16 protein-coding genes are annotated in these 15,227 nt (G+C 63.7%); 4 read left to right on the top strand and 12 right to left on the bottom strand.

Annotation, left to right across the window (positions count from 1 at the left end; translation table 11 throughout):
- Positions 1-17: 17 nt before the first annotated feature.
- The 5 genes from DDQ50_RS17070 to DDQ50_RS12660 form a co-directional block, all read right to left on the bottom strand.
- Positions 18-959 carry an SRA domain-containing endonuclease gene (locus tag DDQ50_RS17070; RefSeq protein WP_476692338.1) on the bottom strand — a complete coding sequence of 314 codons (942 nt, stop codon included), beginning with the start codon at positions 957-959 and terminating at the stop codon, positions 18-20.
- A 175-nt stretch (positions 960-1,134) separates the two neighbouring features.
- Complete coding sequence (locus DDQ50_RS12675; protein ID WP_116757062.1) at positions 1,135-2,817, bottom strand: ABC1 kinase family protein; 1,683 nt, start codon at positions 2,815-2,817, stop codon at positions 1,135-1,137.
- A gap of 56 nt (positions 2,818-2,873) precedes the next feature.
- Positions 2,874-3,428: a PadR family transcriptional regulator gene (locus tag DDQ50_RS12670; RefSeq protein WP_116757061.1), complete on the bottom strand. Its 555-nt coding sequence runs from the start codon at positions 3,426-3,428 to the stop codon at positions 2,874-2,876.
- A 148-nt stretch (positions 3,429-3,576) separates the two neighbouring features.
- Positions 3,577-5,145, bottom strand: coding sequence for a DNA/RNA helicase domain-containing protein (locus DDQ50_RS12665; RefSeq protein WP_240614376.1), 1,569 nt, complete (start codon positions 5,143-5,145; stop codon positions 3,577-3,579).
- Between the two features lie 142 nt (positions 5,146-5,287).
- Positions 5,288-5,608 (bottom strand): nucleotide pyrophosphohydrolase, encoded by a 321-nt coding sequence (locus DDQ50_RS12660; protein WP_116757059.1) that lies wholly within the window; start codon positions 5,606-5,608, stop codon positions 5,288-5,290.
- A gap of 776 nt (positions 5,609-6,384) precedes the next feature.
- Between DDQ50_RS12660 and DDQ50_RS17305 the strand changes: the two genes are divergently transcribed.
- The 3 genes from DDQ50_RS17305 (at position 6,385) to DDQ50_RS12650 (ending at position 8,021) form a co-directional block, all read left to right on the top strand.
- Positions 6,385-6,537, top strand: a complete 153-nt coding sequence (locus tag DDQ50_RS17305) for a hypothetical protein (protein ID WP_165829809.1) — start codon at positions 6,385-6,387, stop codon at positions 6,535-6,537.
- A 93-nt stretch (positions 6,538-6,630) separates the two neighbouring features.
- Complete coding sequence (locus DDQ50_RS12655; RefSeq protein WP_133245968.1) at positions 6,631-6,921, top strand: hypothetical protein; 291 nt, start codon at positions 6,631-6,633, stop codon at positions 6,919-6,921.
- A complete protein-coding gene (locus tag DDQ50_RS12650) occupies positions 6,918-8,021 on the top strand; it encodes an XRE family transcriptional regulator (protein ID WP_116757057.1) in 1,104 nt (367 codons plus the stop codon). The genes DDQ50_RS12655 and DDQ50_RS12650 overlap by 4 nt, the downstream gene beginning before the upstream one ends.
- Here DDQ50_RS12650 and DDQ50_RS12645 read toward each other — a convergent pair.
- The 3 genes from DDQ50_RS12645 to DDQ50_RS12635 all read right to left on the bottom strand — a co-directional run bounded on the left by DDQ50_RS12645 (position 7,993) and on the right by DDQ50_RS12635 (position 11,517).
- On the bottom strand, positions 7,993-8,919 hold the full coding sequence (locus DDQ50_RS12645) for an alpha-glutamyl/putrescinyl thymine pyrophosphorylase clade 3 protein (RefSeq protein WP_116757056.1): 927 nt from the start codon (positions 8,917-8,919) through the stop codon (positions 7,993-7,995). The genes DDQ50_RS12650 and DDQ50_RS12645 overlap by 29 nt on opposite strands.
- Positions 8,916-9,878, bottom strand: a complete 963-nt coding sequence (locus DDQ50_RS12640) for a thymidylate synthase (protein WP_165829808.1) — start codon at positions 9,876-9,878, stop codon at positions 8,916-8,918. Before DDQ50_RS12640 ends, DDQ50_RS12645 begins: the two co-directional genes overlap by 4 nt.
- Positions 9,879-10,656: 778 nt before the next feature.
- The gene (locus DDQ50_RS12635) at positions 10,657-11,517 is read right to left on the bottom strand and encodes a helix-turn-helix domain-containing protein (RefSeq protein WP_116757054.1); all 861 of its coding nucleotides are present in this window, start codon (positions 11,515-11,517) and stop codon (positions 10,657-10,659) included.
- A gap of 68 nt (positions 11,518-11,585) precedes the next feature.
- Here DDQ50_RS12635 and DDQ50_RS12630 point away from each other — a divergent pair, with 68 nt between their 5' ends.
- The gene (locus DDQ50_RS12630; RefSeq protein WP_116757053.1) at positions 11,586-11,996 is read left to right on the top strand and encodes a DUF6157 family protein; all 411 of its coding nucleotides are present in this window, start codon (positions 11,586-11,588) and stop codon (positions 11,994-11,996) included.
- A 212-nt stretch (positions 11,997-12,208) separates the two neighbouring features.
- Here the strand turns inward: DDQ50_RS12630 and DDQ50_RS12625 are convergent, their stop codons facing one another.
- From DDQ50_RS12625 to DDQ50_RS12610, 4 genes are all read right to left on the bottom strand, one after another.
- A complete protein-coding gene (locus DDQ50_RS12625; RefSeq protein ID WP_116757052.1) occupies positions 12,209-13,210 on the bottom strand; it encodes an SRPBCC family protein in 1,002 nt (333 codons plus the stop codon).
- Between the two features lie 13 nt (positions 13,211-13,223).
- On the bottom strand, positions 13,224-13,583 hold the full coding sequence (locus tag DDQ50_RS12620) for an ArsR/SmtB family transcription factor (protein ID WP_116757051.1): 360 nt from the start codon (positions 13,581-13,583) through the stop codon (positions 13,224-13,226).
- Between the two features lie 268 nt (positions 13,584-13,851).
- On the bottom strand, positions 13,852-14,697 hold the full coding sequence (locus DDQ50_RS17065) for a hypothetical protein (protein ID WP_133245967.1): 846 nt from the start codon (positions 14,695-14,697) through the stop codon (positions 13,852-13,854).
- 141 nt (positions 14,698-14,838) lie between these two features.
- Positions 14,839-15,120: a GlsB/YeaQ/YmgE family stress response membrane protein gene (locus DDQ50_RS12610; protein WP_116757049.1), complete on the bottom strand. Its 282-nt coding sequence runs from the start codon at positions 15,118-15,120 to the stop codon at positions 14,839-14,841.
- Positions 15,121-15,227: the final 107 nt, after the last annotated feature.

Below are 15,227 nucleotides of genomic sequence, written 5' to 3'. Positions count from 1 at the left end.
CGATTCAATCCCCGGGCCTAACGCTCGAAGGCAAGAGAGATCGCCCGGCCTTCTTCGTAGCTCAGCCCGATCCCGGTGGAGTCGAAGAGCCGGGGAAGGTCGCCCGAGGGTCTCCCCGGAAGATAGGCACTCAGCCTCACGTTGTCGCTCATGTATCGCTTGTAATCCAGCAGCTGTCCCACCGCCAGCCGTGACGAAGCCCTGTCAGCAACCGATTTGGCTTCGTACAGGACGGACTCCGAGGCATCGAACACGTCGGTGTAGAGGGAGAAAGCGCTACCCGCGGGCGTTATCCGGTTGCGGACTACCTCGTGACCAAGCGATTCGAGGTGCTGTGTGAGCCGGAGCACCATCGCCGCCTCACGTCTGATGGACATCCGCAACACGTCGGTTGCTTGATGAGCAAAGGTTGGTGCCAGTGTCCGCTCGAGAAGGACCCGGTCCACGACGTCATCGAGCGGTCCCTCCAACGGCGACTCCGTGGCCACCATATTTTCCGGGCTGATGGGGAACGAACTGTCTTCTCGGCTCCTCCGTAGGACGCTACCAACTGGGAGCAGTCTGAAGACGATGACGGATCGAAGAGTGCCGTTTCGGTCGACCGAGGTCTCCCGTTCAAAACGACGTAAAGGGTCGACGACGAACTCCCCCAGGTAGCGCTGAGCTTTAGTTTGGCTACCGGCGACTAGCCCTTCGGCAGAGAAAAGCTGAATCCTTCGACCGGCTTGCACGTGGTTAAGGACAGAACCGTTCTTGCCCGAAAAGGTCTGCGGCCCGTTCTGACCGTCTCCGGTGTAGAAGAAAACGTTTCGCTCAGCGTCCCAACCGTCGAAGCTGTAGCCATGAGCCAGTCCCTTTGCGGGATCTGTGTACAGAAAGATCATCGAAGACGTCGTGGAAGGCTCAATGCCTCCCTGGACTCCACCGCCGTAGAGAGCCTGCCGCTCAGCGCGAGTCATCAAATCACCGGGTTGAAGCGTCCATGCCTCGGTGTGAAAGTCAGCCAAAGCCGATGCCCCTACCATGTCGTGTCATCCGAATACGGAAGCGCGAGCTCATTATGGCGGTCGGGTCGATCTGACGATGCCGTCGCCTCATCATGATGGCGACGCGGCACGTGATCGTGCGGGCAGCTCAGGCTCCGCGACGCCCGCCGAACACGACACCTAGCAGCGGTATGACGGATGCAACCATCAACACGGTCCCCAGCACTGTGTCATCCGGCCGGACAATCGCCCCGGCCACGATTAGCCCCGCAAACACCAGAGACGACCCAATCCGCCGCAGCGTCTTATCGAGCGAAGCCACCCGTCGCTCGAGCCTGGGAGCAGTAACGGCGAGATCGCCATCCTCAATCCGCGTGATTAACCCATCGAGTCGCTTCGGCAGCGTCGCCGCCGTCGTCACGATGTCGAGCGCCTGGCGTGCCACGTCTTGTACCGCATTGCCGCGTTCGTCGCGCAGGAGCTGACGCGCGTAGGGCTCGACCGAGTCCCAGAGGTTGAACTGCGGGTCCAGCGCGCTGCACACACCCGACGTGAGCGACATGGCGCGGATGACGAGGAGCAGATTCTCCGGCAGCATGAACGGCAGCGAGCGGACCACGTCGTTGAACTGCTTCGCGAAGTCGCGGAACTCGCGCGGATCCACCTCGCGCAGTTCGGCGAAGCCCATGCCGCCGAACCGGCCGAAGAGCGCCGTCATCGCTCGTTCGAGTTCGACGGTGTCGGCGGAGGGCAGCAGCATCCCGACGTCGCGGATCGCGTCGACAAGTCCGCTTCCGTCCCGAGTCGCTGCCGAGATGAGCAGCTTGCGCAGGCCGGCGCGGAGGGTCGGCGGGACCTGGCCCATCATGCCGAAGTCGATAAAGGTGAGCTTCCAGGCCCGACCCTCTCCCCCGGTGCCGTCGGGCAGCGGAGTGACGAAGATGTTGCCGGGGTGCGGGTCGGCGTGGAACCAGCCGTCGGTGAACACCTGGTCGAACATGACCGTGGCGAACACCTCCGCCACCTCGGACGGCTCGATGCCGGCCGCGCGCAGCGACTCCACGTCGGTGATCTTGATCGCCGTCACGTCTTGGAGCGTGAGTACCCGGCGGGTGCTGCGTTCCCACGCGATTCCCGGGACGCCGACGCGGGCGTCGCCGTTGAAGACCTCGGCGAAGCGTTGGGAGCTGGCGGCCTCGTGCAGGTAATCGATCTCTTCGAGGCTGGTGGCGGCGAACTCCTCCACCAGAGCGGGCATGTCGACGCGGGTGTAGACGAGTCGGATGTGGCTCAGCCATCCGCCGACACGGCGCAACGCGGCGAGGTCGACCTCGACGATCGTGTCGATGCCGGGGCGCTGGATCTTGACGACCACGTCCTCGAATCCCGCTTCCTCAGCCAGCTCCGGGGTGAGGCGGGCGCGGTAGGCCTGACCGAGCGACGCGGATGCGATCGGCGTCTCGTTGAACGACGCGTACGCGCTCGCGAGAGTTCGTCCCAGTTCCGCCTCAGCGAGGGTGCGGACGGCCGGGAAGGGCACGGCGGGCACCTCATCCTGAAGGCCTTCCAGCTCTTTGGTGATCTCGGGGGGCAGCACATCCAGGCGCGACGACATGTACTGGCCGACCTTGATCATGAGGCCGCCGAGGTCGAGGGCGAGGTCGTGGAAACGTCGGGCGATGCGCTTCATCCGTCGGGTGCGGGTGCGCTCGCTCAGTCGGCTGAGGCCGATGCGCGGAAGAAAGATCTCCCACCACCAGGTGGCGGCGAGGTGCCGGGCGGCGAATCGGAGGATGCGGCGATAGCGGGCGCGGCCAGTGCCTGCTGGCACTGCGCCCGCGCCCGCTGTGTTTCCTGCCCGTTCGGGTTGGGGCGATGCCACTCCGGTCAGCTCTGGGCGAGGATCGCGTAGAGCTTGCGCCTCGCGTCGTTCAGCACCTCGACGGCCTGCTGGGTCTGGGCGTCGGTCCCGGTGCGGCCGACCTGAGCGGCGGCTTGGGCGAGCTCGATGCCGGCCTTAGGCAGGGATCCGGTCTTCTCATCCTCTTTGGCGCTCCACGGTGCGGACACTCCGGACCGGTTGACCTCGTCGCGACCGGCTTCGGTCAGCGAGTAGGTCTTGCGGTCGTTGGACTCTTCCGCCGTGATGAGGCCCTCGTCGGCAAGGAGCTGAAGCGTCGGGTAGACGGAGCCGGCGCTGGGCTTCCAGCGTCCGCCGCTGCGCTCTTCGATCTGGTGGATGATCTGGTAGCCGTGCATCGGTTGCTCGGCGAGAAGTGCGAGCACGGCGGCGCGCACGTCGCCGCGGCCGACACGACTGCCGGCGCTCTTCTCGAAATTCTTCTCAAGGCGCGTGCGCAGCTGCTCGAACGCCTGCCACATGCCGTCAACGGGGTTGGCGCCTGCGGTGCCGAACCCATCAGTCCTGGATGATCCATTCATGGTGACCTCCTCGATCGGTCTCAACGATACTCAGCGATATAGGAGGGGGCTGAGTGCGTAACGCAGACGCCAACCGCCAGTCAACACGCTGAGTGCAGTGACGCGCGCGTCGCTCCCTCCGCTTCGCCGGCGATGCAGGTGAGCGAAATCAGCGAGCCGCGGGGAAGAACTTACGCATGTGGTCCCCGAGAGCTAGGTCGTGCACGTAAAGGTAGGTTCCACGCATTCCGCGCGTAAGCAGAACAAAGTAGACCGCGGCTATGAACTCAAGGAGGTCGTCGTCAGTAACGGTAATCCCAAGCGCGGAATTGTTCTCCTTGCCCTTCTTGTCGAAGTAGGAATTCCGGTCGATGTATAGCCGCCCGGCCCCTGTGTCGAAGCGCAGGTCGGGCCCAATGATCACGCCCGCGTAGTTGAGGTCGTACCCCTGAACGGTATGGATCGAGCCAACCTCTTCCAGCGAGGTCTCCGAACTGATCCAGTCTTTGTCAGTCTGGTTCCACCGCAACTTGCGACCGTCAATCTCTATGTCGAAGAGGTCCTTCGACCGCCTGCTGCGCCACTCCCAGGCGAAGCCAGCCACGAGACGCGCGAGCCCGTGTTCAGCGTCCCTCAGGCGGATTTCGTCATGCATCTGGCCGAAATCGTTGAAGAACCTGAGGTCATAACCGGGGAAATCGACCCTGCTGGGCTGGGCACCATGCAGGATGCGCCCAACGTAATCGATGTAGTCCTGCCCAGCGAGAACTCGCATTTGGGACGCGAGTGGGAAGTGGCGGTCTTCATGGCGCGCAATGGCTACAACGTGCTGCAGAGCATCTTCGGGAAGATCGGCCGGCTTCACTCTCTGTCCCGCGTCGAGCAAGAGGATCTGGTGCTGGCTCCGCGCACGGATCCAGTCGAGCTGCGTCCAAGCGACATCGTCGGATCCGAAAAGCCGCTCATTTATCTCACGAAAGCGTTGATTCAATCTTGCGGACGGTTGATTCGACCGGCGATTGAGGCGATGACTCTCGTCGACGATGAGGATGTCGTAGAAGTTTTCAGATGCTCCCACCTCGAAGGGGCTGAGGACCATGTCCGCTTGAAGTCCGAGCGTGTTCCGGAAAACGCGCTTGATCGATGCGCGCAGCGACTGCTGCGGTACAACCACCCCGATACGGTAGCCGGCAATCTGGTCGGCATAGCCCTTGGTAAAAAAGTCGCTGAACAGGGAATCTCCATCGATGACGTCCGCTTCGTCTGCCCGCTTGATGTCCTGCAGCAGCTTGGCGAGGGTCACTCCCACGATTGTCTTGCCGGTTCCAGGATCTCCTTGAACTACGATCGGGCCGGCGCTGCCCTTCTCTACATCTTCGAACAACGCCTCAAGGATGCCTTCGATTGCGACAGCCTGATCGGCGTTGAGGGCCTTAAACGGCGAGAGCTTGAAGAGGTCGCTGTTCTCTATCTCCTTTATGCGGCGGTCGAACACTCCTGCCGCGCGCAACTGCTCGAATACGTCAAGGAAGGAGCGCCGATAGCGCTCCCGGTCGTAATAGTCACGGTCGACGATCCCCGCGTTGAGATTCGTGACATTGAGTCGGCCGTCACCGTTGAGGGCGTTGATGAGGAAGGCTTCAAGGTCGAGGCAGACCGATTTGTTGTATGTGTTATCGAGCACGACTCGCACGGCCTCGAACGAACTCTTCCGCGGGTTGGCAAGGTGTTGCCGCATGCGAGAACTCGCATCTAGGGACTCACCTACGTAGACCTGGGCTCCGCCCTCGAGAAGGTAGACGACGGGCCAGTTCTTGTGTAGCGGGTCACTCTCGGCGAAGACTCTGACGGCGTCTTCCGAGAACGGAATCCGCTCAATCCTAGAGTTCGTCATACTTGGCGCTCCGGCCCCGGGACTTCTCCACCGGGTACTTCGCACGAGTCCTCGCAAGCTTATCGAGCACTATCTCGTCCGCGTCGAGTCCGAGATTGTCGGCAAGCAGGATGCAGTAGGTGAGCACATCAGCGAGCTCACCCCGCAAATCATCAGCGTTGTAGTCGCCGCCCCATTGGAAGCATTCGAGAAGCTCACCCGCCTCGATCGAAATACTCTTCGCGAGATTCTCCGGCGTATGGAACTGCGCCCACTCGCGCTCGGCCACAAAGGCTCGCAGAGCGTGAAGAACGGTTCCCGCAGGCATGGGGCGACTGTAGCAGCGGCGCGACGACTGCCGATGTAACCGGGGTCGCTCGAACTCTGGATCTGCGAAAACTTGGCCGCGTTCCCGTGGATCAGCGACCGGGGTTGCGCATCGTCCGCGCGTGTGGAGTGTTGGGGGCCCTCCGCAGCGGCTGACCAGATGGAGAAGGGTCACATTTTCGTAAGCTTGTCGTGCGGCCCCGACGGGGTCGTCTTCGCTGCAATTCCCCCGTGTTTGCCCCTCCGAATATGCCCCTGAGCTGGATAAGGCTCGGTCTCGTCGTACGCGCACCGGTCCGTCCATCCGCTTCTGAATCGACCTGATTTTCATTCCTTTCTTCAGGCCGGGATGGAACACCACGAACGGGAAACATCCGCCGCAAATGCGTGAGCGGGTGTTCCGGATGCTCGCGGAGACGCGGCCGTCGCATCCAACGATGATGGGCGCCGTCAGGCATGAGGCAGGGCTCCTGGGGATGAGTCCGGTGACGCTGCGACCTGCCAACGCCGATACGAGGTCGGCGCGGGAGCCAACCCGGGGTTCACGACCGATGCGGCAGCGGAGATCGAGCGAACGCAGAAGGAAGGTCCCGGAGTAGTGGAAGGCGAACGAGATACTCGAGGCTGCGATCCTTTTTCGCGATGAAGCTCGATCACCCGTCAACGGGATGATCCAGTTTCTACAGAAAATCGGATCGTTTCGGGGCTGAGCTCATCTGCCAGGCTCTCCGACCGGCAGTGAGAGGATTCTTCACCTCACGCGGCTAGCGTGCCGCGGTGACCAGGTCACCGTCCGCGCGACAGCTGCGTGATGATGTGCCCGTGCCCGAGATCGCCCGGCTGCACGTGCAGAACTTCGGCGTCTACGGGAGTCCGAAGATGAGCTTCGCAAGTCTGTCGAACACCGCACCGGCCAGCGGTGCGCACTAGGGTCGCGGCCAGGGGCCTGTAAGCCTCACACGAGGTTGCCGGTTTGCGTGGTGAGCGGGGGTGGTTATGGAGCTGAGCTTTCAGTCTCCGACATTGCGTGCATACTGGACCGAGCCGTCTCCCGGCGCCTTGGACGCGGGTGAGGTCGAGGCGGCCAAGCAGGTCCTCGAGGACCTCGTTGCGGCCACCTCCCTTGAGGACCTCGGCTTCCTCTATGACCTCGGCTACGAGGCTGGCACGGTCACGTTCGACGCCAGCGAGCGAGTGACGATCACCTGCCTAGTCGACACTGCGCGAGTCCGTGTCGGGAATCACCGAGTCGATCTGTCCAGGGTCACTCGCGTCCAGCTAGTCTCGATCAAGAAGATAGGTGGTGCCTCGTGACGAACATCTCCTTCGAGCCGCGCTGGGTCTCCGCGCCCGGAGAAACCATCCTGACCGCGCTACAACGGCGCCTGTGGTCAGTGGAGGATCTCGCCGATCGCCTCGATTTGCCCGACCCCGAAGTGCGGCGAATCGTCGTCGGTGAGCGCGAGATTGGCGCTGATCTCGCGGGCCAGCTCGCGGCGACGTTGGGCGGCTCCTCTGACTTTTGGTTGACCCGAGAGCAGAGGTATCGTGAGGGGCTCCACGCTCTCGGTTTGGACGAGATCTTCCAGCGGATGCCGCTTGATCAAATGGCCGCCTTCGGTTGGATCAGCCCTCTGGGCCGCGACTGGCGCGAGCGCGTCGCGGCCTGCTCGGCGTTCTTTGACGTCGTCGACGCCGACGACTGGAATAGCCGTTTCGGCGCGGCCGTCGAGCAGGCGAGGTATCGCGCTTCCGAAACGTTCGAGTCTGATGAGGCGGCCGTCGCGGCCTGGCTGCGTCAGGCGGAGATTGAAGCCGAATCCCTACCCCTTGAGGCCTGGGATCCCACGGCCGTACGCGCCGCAATCCCAGCCCTACGAGCCCTCAGCCGCCAGCCCAACCCTGAGCGATTCATCCCCGAGCTACAGAGGGTCCTTGCAGCCGCGGGTGTGGCAGCCGTGATCGTGCGCGCCCCGAAGGGCTGCCCGATCAGCGGCGCCGCGTTCCGCACCCGGTCCGGCCGGGCCGCACTCGTCCTCAGCGTGCGGCACCTGGCCGATGACCACCTGTGGTTCTCGCTGTTCCACGAGCTTGGCCACCTGCTGCTGCACGATGTGCAGGAGCCCTTACTCGACGATCTCGACGGCCCGTCAGAGGACAACGCAGAACACGAAGCCAACGACTTCGCCGCCCGTACGCTTGCTGACGGGGTCGTCTCCGCTCTATCGAGTGAGCGGTCGAGCAGTCCGACCATGCGAGCTGTTGTCGCTGCTGCTTCTCAGGCCGGCATCGCCGCGGGGATAATCGTCGGCCAGCTCCAGCACAGGGGCATCATCGGGCACCACCAACTCAACCAGCTCAAGCGCCGCTACCGCTGGGACGGCGTCACCCTGAAAACCTCTCGTAGACCATAGGGCTCTTCTGCCAGTTGCAGGCCGCGTCCTCGAACACATCCGGCGCAATACCCGCCACGGTTCCGATCGCCAGAAGTGTCCGCTGCATGTCCCGCGCGCTACCGACATTAGGATCGCCGTTGATGAGCAAGCATGCCCCGTACAACGGGCCGCCGTTGGGCACCAGGTAGGAGTGCGGAGGACGAACCTCCAGCAGCGCAAGCCTCTGCAGCGTGGTCAGATAGTCGAAGCGGGCGACTCTGCCGAAGCGCCGAACGGCACGCAACTGCCGGAACAGCGCATCGAACCGCTCCTCCGGAGACAGCTCGGCGAGGCCAGCGAACCGCTCTTCGTGGTCGCCGCCGGCCTCCAGCACCCATTCGACATAGGACTGCACAGCAGTACCGGTCCCGCCATCCGACCACGCATCCAGGCTCTCGTACTTGCGGTGGTTACCGAACCGGCCGTTGCCGGCCCGGATCTTGTCCTGATGAGCCTCGAGCCACAACCGGAATGAGATCGGGTCGCCGGCAGTCTCCTCCCACGTCCATCGCTGACCATCCCCAAGTCGCCCGTAGACGTCGCGGGCATATTGCCAACCCGCGGTCCGGTGGTGACCGAAGTGAACGAACAAAAACACCATCCACACTGCTTCGTCGTAATCTCCCGCGTCACGGTGGACGATCGCAGCTCTTAGTGGGTCGAAAGCCACACCTGTCGGATCAGCGCTCGCAGGATCGAGCTCGCGGGCCTGGAGGTGCTGAAAGTAGCGCACGCGCTGCTCCGAGTCGATGATCTGCTCGATCAAGGTCTCCCGCGCCTCAGCGGCGACGATCCCTAGTAGCGGGCCGTTGGTTGCCTCGTAGGCGGCAAGGCCCGCGCCAATCCTGGCAGCCGCGTCCGCATAGTTTGCCCTCACGATGCCGCTCCCCCTTTGTGGATTCGGTCGGTCACATAGATGCCGTAAAACGGACTCGCGAGCGACGCAGCGATGGCGGGGAGCCGTTCCGGGCGCCTCCGCAGGCGGAACGCAGCGAGCACCTTGGCCAGATCGCCCCAATAGCCCTCCGCCAACCCCTCGGCTTCATACTCCTCTGCGGGAGCCAACCGAATCCGCTGCTCCGCCTCGAGCATCACACCTACTGCCGCCCACGGGTCGCCGTCCGGCATCGGCGGCATGACAGCCGTGCCTTGAGCAAACCAGCCTTCGCTGAGGTAGGCGTCAACTTCCGCTCGGCGATCGTCGTACAGGTGCAGGCTGCCAACGAAGTGAGTGTATGCGCCAAGCTCCGCTCCGATGCTGCGGGCCACGAGTTCCTGGAACATCGTGAACGCGAACAGGTCGTGGGGCAAACCGAGGAAGGCGTCGTTCGAACGCATGTGGACGATTAGCTCCACTCGACCATCGCGAAGTAAAAACTGCAGTGTGCAGGTGCACGGCACGTCCTTCGTCCGACTCAGATCATCGGCGTCGAACAGCTGCACCACTGCTTGGCGACTGTCCGGCTTCTGCTTCAGTATCTCGATCACTCGACCAAGCTGTCCGTTGCCGCCCGGACCGAACAGCCGAGGGCCGTAGGCACCAGGCAGCCGCCCGTCGATCGCCTCCCGCCGGTACTGCGGGACGTAGTAGGCAACGTGAGCTACGTCATCGCTTCCATGGAGGTACCAGCACAGCTCACCGAGCGCGCTGACGACCGTGGAGCGTCCGGCGCTACGGCTGAGGCGTGACCGAGGGTCGGTCAGTCGCAGCAATACCGCTGTCTCCTCCAGCGCCGGACCGCGTGACGGGTTGATTCGCTGACCGGCCGCGATGAGGCGGTCAAACACCAGGTGAAGGAGATCGTCGAAGGTGTTAGCCTCGAGCGTCGTTGACACCTCACCCACCCCCTTGTCACCTTCACGACCTGTGTCCTACAAGCTATCTCTCCCACACGACACACGCCCGTCAAAGCGCCGTCAGGCATCGGCATAAGACATGCGATAATCGCCGATGCTGTAACGGTCGGTCAGCGCACTGACCGCTCAGTCGCCGTACTGGCCGAGGACAACTGAGCGGTCGGGCGCTGTGGCGTCCTTTATGACTTGACCGTTCGATATTGTTGCGCCGCAGCTATGAGGTGCTTACCTGCTAACGGAACGGGATCGCGCTGCTGGCAGCCGCCTCCAGCGCGACGAGCATCTCCTCAGTCCGCGTGCTTCCTAGCTCCGGCCTGACCCAGCTGGCCGCTCCATCCGAGATGCCGAGGTCGTGCCACATATGCGTTCCCGAGCGGTCCGGGTGCTGGCGGCGGATGGCTGCCTCGAGCGATTCCTCTGGACGTTGTATGAGACCGATCCACCTTCCGCCTTAAGTCGCGCTTCGAATTTGCTCGAGAGGGACGCCTTGTCGATATAACTCCTGGATCGCGACCTTGACAGTAATGCGCTTACTAAGTCCCACGGAGGCCAGCTCGCCGATGACGACGTCGTACTTTGTGCAGTTGCGGCCCGAATCGCGATCGACCGTCTCAAAGGCGGCCTTCTACTGCTGTTGAACGAGGGTGCCAGCCCGCTGACTTCAGGTCGAGCAGGTCGGACACGCGCTCGGCGACGGCTAGAGACCTGCTCGGCCTGGGTGGGGAATCCGATCGCTGCGATCCGCAGGTGCTCGACCTCACACGCCCGTCAGCCGTGCGACCTCCCGGCGGTATGCGCCCGGCGTGAGGCCGGTCACGGACCGGAAGTCGGCCGTGAGGTGCGACTGGTCGGTGTATCCGAGCTCCACTGCGACTGCGGCCAGCTCCTCCGATGGTCGAAGAACGAGCGCCCGAGCGACTTCCTGCAATCGGATGCGGCGGATCACCCACTTCGGCCCATGTCCGACTGTGCTGATCAAGGCGCGCTGAATCGTTCGCTCGCTGACGGCGAGTTGTTCGGCCAGGAGGCTTCCCGCACGTTTGCGGAGGTCCCCGCGCAACTCGTCCATGATCCGGTTGGCGAGCAGTCCGCTCCTCGCCGGAGGTCGTTCGAGCAGCAGTAACCGGATCGCGACATCCGCCGCTCGCGCCCGTGACGCGGGCGAGTACTCGGCTGCCACCGCGCGCGTCAGCGAGGCGAGACGCCCGTCTGTGGTTTCGTTGAGCGCGACTGTCCGGTCATTGACCTCCTGCACCGTGAGGTCGCTGACCACAGCCAGTCCGGCGGGGCGCAGCCGGATCGCGAACACACGGCCCGACCCACGGATGGTTCGCCGCCACGCGCCCGACTGGACCCCGGTGACCGCAAGCGGCGCCGGCACGTCGCCCTCTTCGACGGTGGCCGTCACGGCAGGGAGGTCGATTATCCGCTGATCCAGCTCCTCCCCGGTGCCCAACGACCACGACACGTGCCAGTACTGGTCGACCACTTCGGCGAGATCGGCTGCGGGCGGAATCCACTGCGCGTCGTACCGCGCCAGGTTGTCGGGGTGCAGAACCCCGGAACGCTCACCGGGCTCCACGGGGTGGCCGTCTACGCTCGAGGCATTCCCGGTCATCGCTCAAGTCTGCACCGGTGTCGCAAATCTCCTAGAGCGTTGGTGCGAACGTCGCCGAGAGTGTTCGCATGGGAACGACCAACTACGCGAACGCCTTCATCCAGGTTGCCGACGACTGTCCGGTGGCCGAGGGCCTCGAGCCTCCGACGAACGCTAAAGGGCCGACGATCGCGACGCTCCAGTACGAGCTCATCGCCGCGCACCCCTACGAACTCACATCCGATGATGTGCTCTTCGCGGTGCACGCGCAGCGCCAGGAGATTCCCGAGTCCGAGCGAGTCGAGGCGCGTGCGGCGTTCTTCGCCAAAGATCAGGCCTGCCTGCGGTCTTCGCCCCTCGGTAAACGGTATGGATGGGGCACCCACCACGACGCCGAGGGGCGGCTCGCCGTCGTGCCGCTCGGATCGGACCGGTACGAGGAACTGGCGGCAGATTCGTCGCTCACGCAGCTGAAGGCGATGCGGTCGAAGCGAGCCTGAGAGCGCGGGGTGTCCGGACGGGGCGGCCGTTATCCGCCGTGGCATCGGCCTGCCTTCGCTTCGACGGGCTCAGCGGACGGCGGGCGGGTGGGTTCTTCGCGTCGCTTCGCTTCGCTTTGCGGGTGGGCGACTGGCCCCGCCCTTTCAGCTTGTCGAAATGAGCGGGGCCAGCCTGCCTTCGTTTTGTCGGGCTCAGCGGGCAGGGCCAGCCGTCAGTGGCTGGCGTCTGCCAGCTCGCGGGACTCCCCCAGGACCGACTCCAGGCGTGCGTAGCTCGTCTCCATGCCGTCAGTCATTCCGGTGGCGAGCACCATGTCGCGAACCTCGGCGTTCGGGTAGGTGATCACGAGGGATAGCAGAGTTCCGCCTTCCACCGGCGTCAGGGTCAGCTCGTTGAGCGTCGGCGGGTAGTTGGTGTCGATCATCGCTTCCGTCGTCACGGCGCGGTGGGGCGGCTCGTTCTCGAGGAGTTGCCCAGTGAACCCGAAGCGGCCCTCTCCCCCGGCCTGCTCCCACTCGTAACGGTAGGTGTCGCCGACGTTCGTGGCGATCTCGCAGACCGGCATGGTCCAGCCATCGGGTCCGAGGAGCCACTTCTTCATCAGGTCGGCGTCGTTGTGCGCCCGCCACACTTGCTCGACCGAACCCCGGATGACGCGGGAGACGCGCACCTGGGTGTCGCTGAGGATCTGCGCCTCGACGGAGTGGTCTGCGGCGAAGGACGCAAGGTCGGCGAGGACGTCGTCGATCTGACCCATCGCCTGACGCAGCCCCTCTTCCATCCCCATGGCGACGAGCTGCTCGAGTTGCTCAAGTGTGTCGTAGGAGGAGACGGTGATGACGCGGGTGCCGGAATCGGCGGGGTGGAAGTCCATCCGCATCCGGGTGACGGGCAGGCCCGTGGTCGCTGTCCCATCGTCGGCGAGGAAGCCGTCGAGGACTTCGAAGTAGTTCGGGGCGTCGACGGCGACCCACTCCCAGTACCCGCCGTGCGTGTCACCGTTCTCGGTGCCGGTCATCGAGTAGATGCTCCGGCCGCCTACTGCCGCATCGTGACGGGTGAAGGTGGCGGGATAGGTGGGCGGGCCCCAGAAGCGCTCGATCTGGCGGGGGTCGGTGTACGCATCCCAGACCCGCTGCACCGGGGCGGCGAAGTCGGCGACGATCGTCAGGGTCAGCGCGTCGAGGTCCTTCTCGACAGAGGTGACGGGCATGAGGGTGAACCTTTCAGTCGGATTCCTGGGCGGAGTCGGCTTCGAGCAGCGCATCGAGACGATCGATGCGTGCCCGCCAGACGGCTTCGAACTGGTCGAGACAGAACTGCGCACGACGTATCGCGTCGGGGTTCCCCCGCACGATCCGCTCGCGGCCACGAGGGAGCTTGCTCACGAGCCCTGCCTCCTCGAGTACGGCGACGTGCTTCTGCACCGCCGCGAACGACATCTCATATGACGCGGCCAACTCCGACACGGACGCCTCGGCACTCAGCGTGCGTCGGACGATATCGCGTCGGGTGGCATCGGCGAGGGCGCGGAACATGCGATCCACGTCATCGTCGGTGAGTTCGAATCCTTCTCGTACAACCATTTGGTTGTAGGTTACGCCTCGGTCGGAAGGGGCGCAAGAGCTGTCCTATAGCAACGCAGAAGCCTGACCGATCCTGCGAGCGGTCAGGCTTTCAACCTCGTACGGGGTGGGTGAAGGGCGCGATCCCGAATCACGTCCGGAGACCCGAATTCAGATGGTCAGGGCAATGAAGGCGCCGATAGAAGTTCCGTATGCTCGGCACGATCAGTCGGGCCTGCGGGTCTGCGACCAGGCGGACCACGATCGTGATCCGAAGGGTCGTCGTCTGCTAGGCGGCCGTCGTAGCCTCAGGCGGCAGGTCCTTCACAAAAGAAGCCCACGGTTCGACAGTGAATATTGGCTCATCGCTCGTCATCGCCAATCGCACTGAGGGGTCCGCGATCGTTGTTATCCAAGTTCCGCTGTAGCCGTGCGCACGAAGGAAGAGCCAAATTCCGCGCGGCGTCGCTTGCGCGAGAACTATCCCAGACTGGAGGGCACTGCGGTCCTTGCCGCGCAGGTAGCCGTCTTTTAGGTGTTCCGCATCCCCGTGCGAAAGGTTTCTACCAAGCAGGCCCTCGGCCTGTAGGCCATACAGAGCCTCGACAAAGGCTAACGAGAACCCCCTTGGGAGCGCTTGGTCCAAGTCGGAGAGAGGGATCACGAACGTTTCATTTACTACGCTCCAAATATCATCCGCACCCGTGGAAAGTCGGCGGAACGCGGCGTAAAGGAGAAAATGGGCTCGCAATTGCTCGCTGGATAGTCGGGCGATGAGAGCACTCCACGTGACCCCGCTATCGTCGCTTCCGCCATCTCCTCGCGAGGAAGAAAGAACGCCGCTGAGGTACTCAGCTAGGAACTCGTTGTCGGCACCCTGCGCGGCATCGAGAACTGCAAGACCGACCCGTTCCGAAACAGGTCCGCTTCTTTCACGATGCTGCGCGTCCTTCATTGCTGCTCGTTCCGCCACCTTGCGCGCGTGCCGCGACCGGAGCTTCTCGGCGAGGATCTGCCCCATCTCCTTCGTCACGGGCCCGAAGACATTCTCGGTGAGTCTTCCGCCTACTCGCGCTGCCTCGACCGACGTTGGATCAGAGTCTGCTGCGAGCTTGGCGAGCGATGTCGGCTCCATGAAATGCCTCCTCTGGCTGGCGGTATTCGGTACTGACACTCACGATAAATGCGACGGGACGCACGGACTACTGTTCCGAAGGCATGTGGAAGCCCGGCCGCTCCTTCGAGCGACCGGGCTTTCAAGCTTGTGCGAGGTGCGTCAGCGACGGGCGCCCGAGCGGCGGCCCGAGATGCCGATCCAGATCAGTAGCGCGATGATGGCGCCGATGATCGAGCCGATGATTCCGGCCGGCTGGAAGAAGCCGTCCTGTGCGTCCTGACCGAAGATCAGGAAGCCGAGGAAGCCTCCGATGAACGACCCGACGATGCCGAGAAGGATCGTCGCGACGATCCCGAGGTTCTGCTTGCCCGGCACGATCAGTCGGGCGATAGCGCCCGCGATCAGGCCGATGACGATGATGCTGATGATGAGACCGAGCATGATGTCCGCCTTCTTCGTTGGTGCACGTGATGAGACATGCGTTTGCCCCGACAGCGCCGGGATGAGATTCCAGTGTCCCCACCCTTCGGGGGGTGCCGGTACACCCC

The organism is Amnibacterium flavum (genome assembly GCF_003097495.1).
GTDB classification, from domain to species: Bacteria; Actinomycetota; Actinomycetes; order Actinomycetales; family Microbacteriaceae; genus Naasia; species Naasia flava.
The sequence above is the reverse complement of the archived record's forward strand: the minus strand, read 5'-3'. Positions and strand labels throughout refer to the sequence as shown.

Excerpts from the sequence above, each read along its gene's own strand:
- DDQ50_RS17070 (WP_476692338.1), bottom strand. The coding sequence starts at position 959 with ATGACTCGCGCTGAGCGGCAGGCTCTCTACGGCGGTGGAGTCCAGGGA.
- DDQ50_RS12670 (WP_116757061.1), bottom strand. The coding sequence starts at position 3,428 with ATGAATGGATCATCCAGGACTGATGGGTTCGGCACCGCAGGCGCCAAC.
- DDQ50_RS12665 (WP_240614376.1), bottom strand. The coding sequence starts at position 5,145 with ATGCGGCAACACCTTGCCAACCCGCGGAAGAGTTCGTTCGAGGCCGTG.
- DDQ50_RS12660 (WP_116757059.1), bottom strand. The coding sequence starts at position 5,608 with ATGCCTGCGGGAACCGTTCTTCACGCTCTGCGAGCCTTTGTGGCCGAG.
- DDQ50_RS12635 (WP_116757054.1), bottom strand. The coding sequence starts at position 11,517 with ATGACCGGGAATGCCTCGAGCGTAGACGGCCACCCCGTGGAGCCCGGT.
- DDQ50_RS12630 (WP_116757053.1), top strand. The coding sequence starts at position 11,586 with ATGGGAACGACCAACTACGCGAACGCCTTCATCCAGGTTGCCGACGAC.
- DDQ50_RS12625 (WP_116757052.1), bottom strand. The coding sequence starts at position 13,210 with ATGCCCGTCACCTCTGTCGAGAAGGACCTCGACGCGCTGACCCTGACG.
- DDQ50_RS12620 (WP_116757051.1), bottom strand. The coding sequence starts at position 13,583 with ATGGTTGTACGAGAAGGATTCGAACTCACCGACGATGACGTGGATCGC.
- DDQ50_RS17065 (WP_133245967.1), bottom strand. The coding sequence starts at position 14,697 with ATGGAGCCGACATCGCTCGCCAAGCTCGCAGCAGACTCTGATCCAACG.
- DDQ50_RS12610 (WP_116757049.1), bottom strand. The coding sequence starts at position 15,120 with ATGCTCGGTCTCATCATCAGCATCATCGTCATCGGCCTGATCGCGGGC.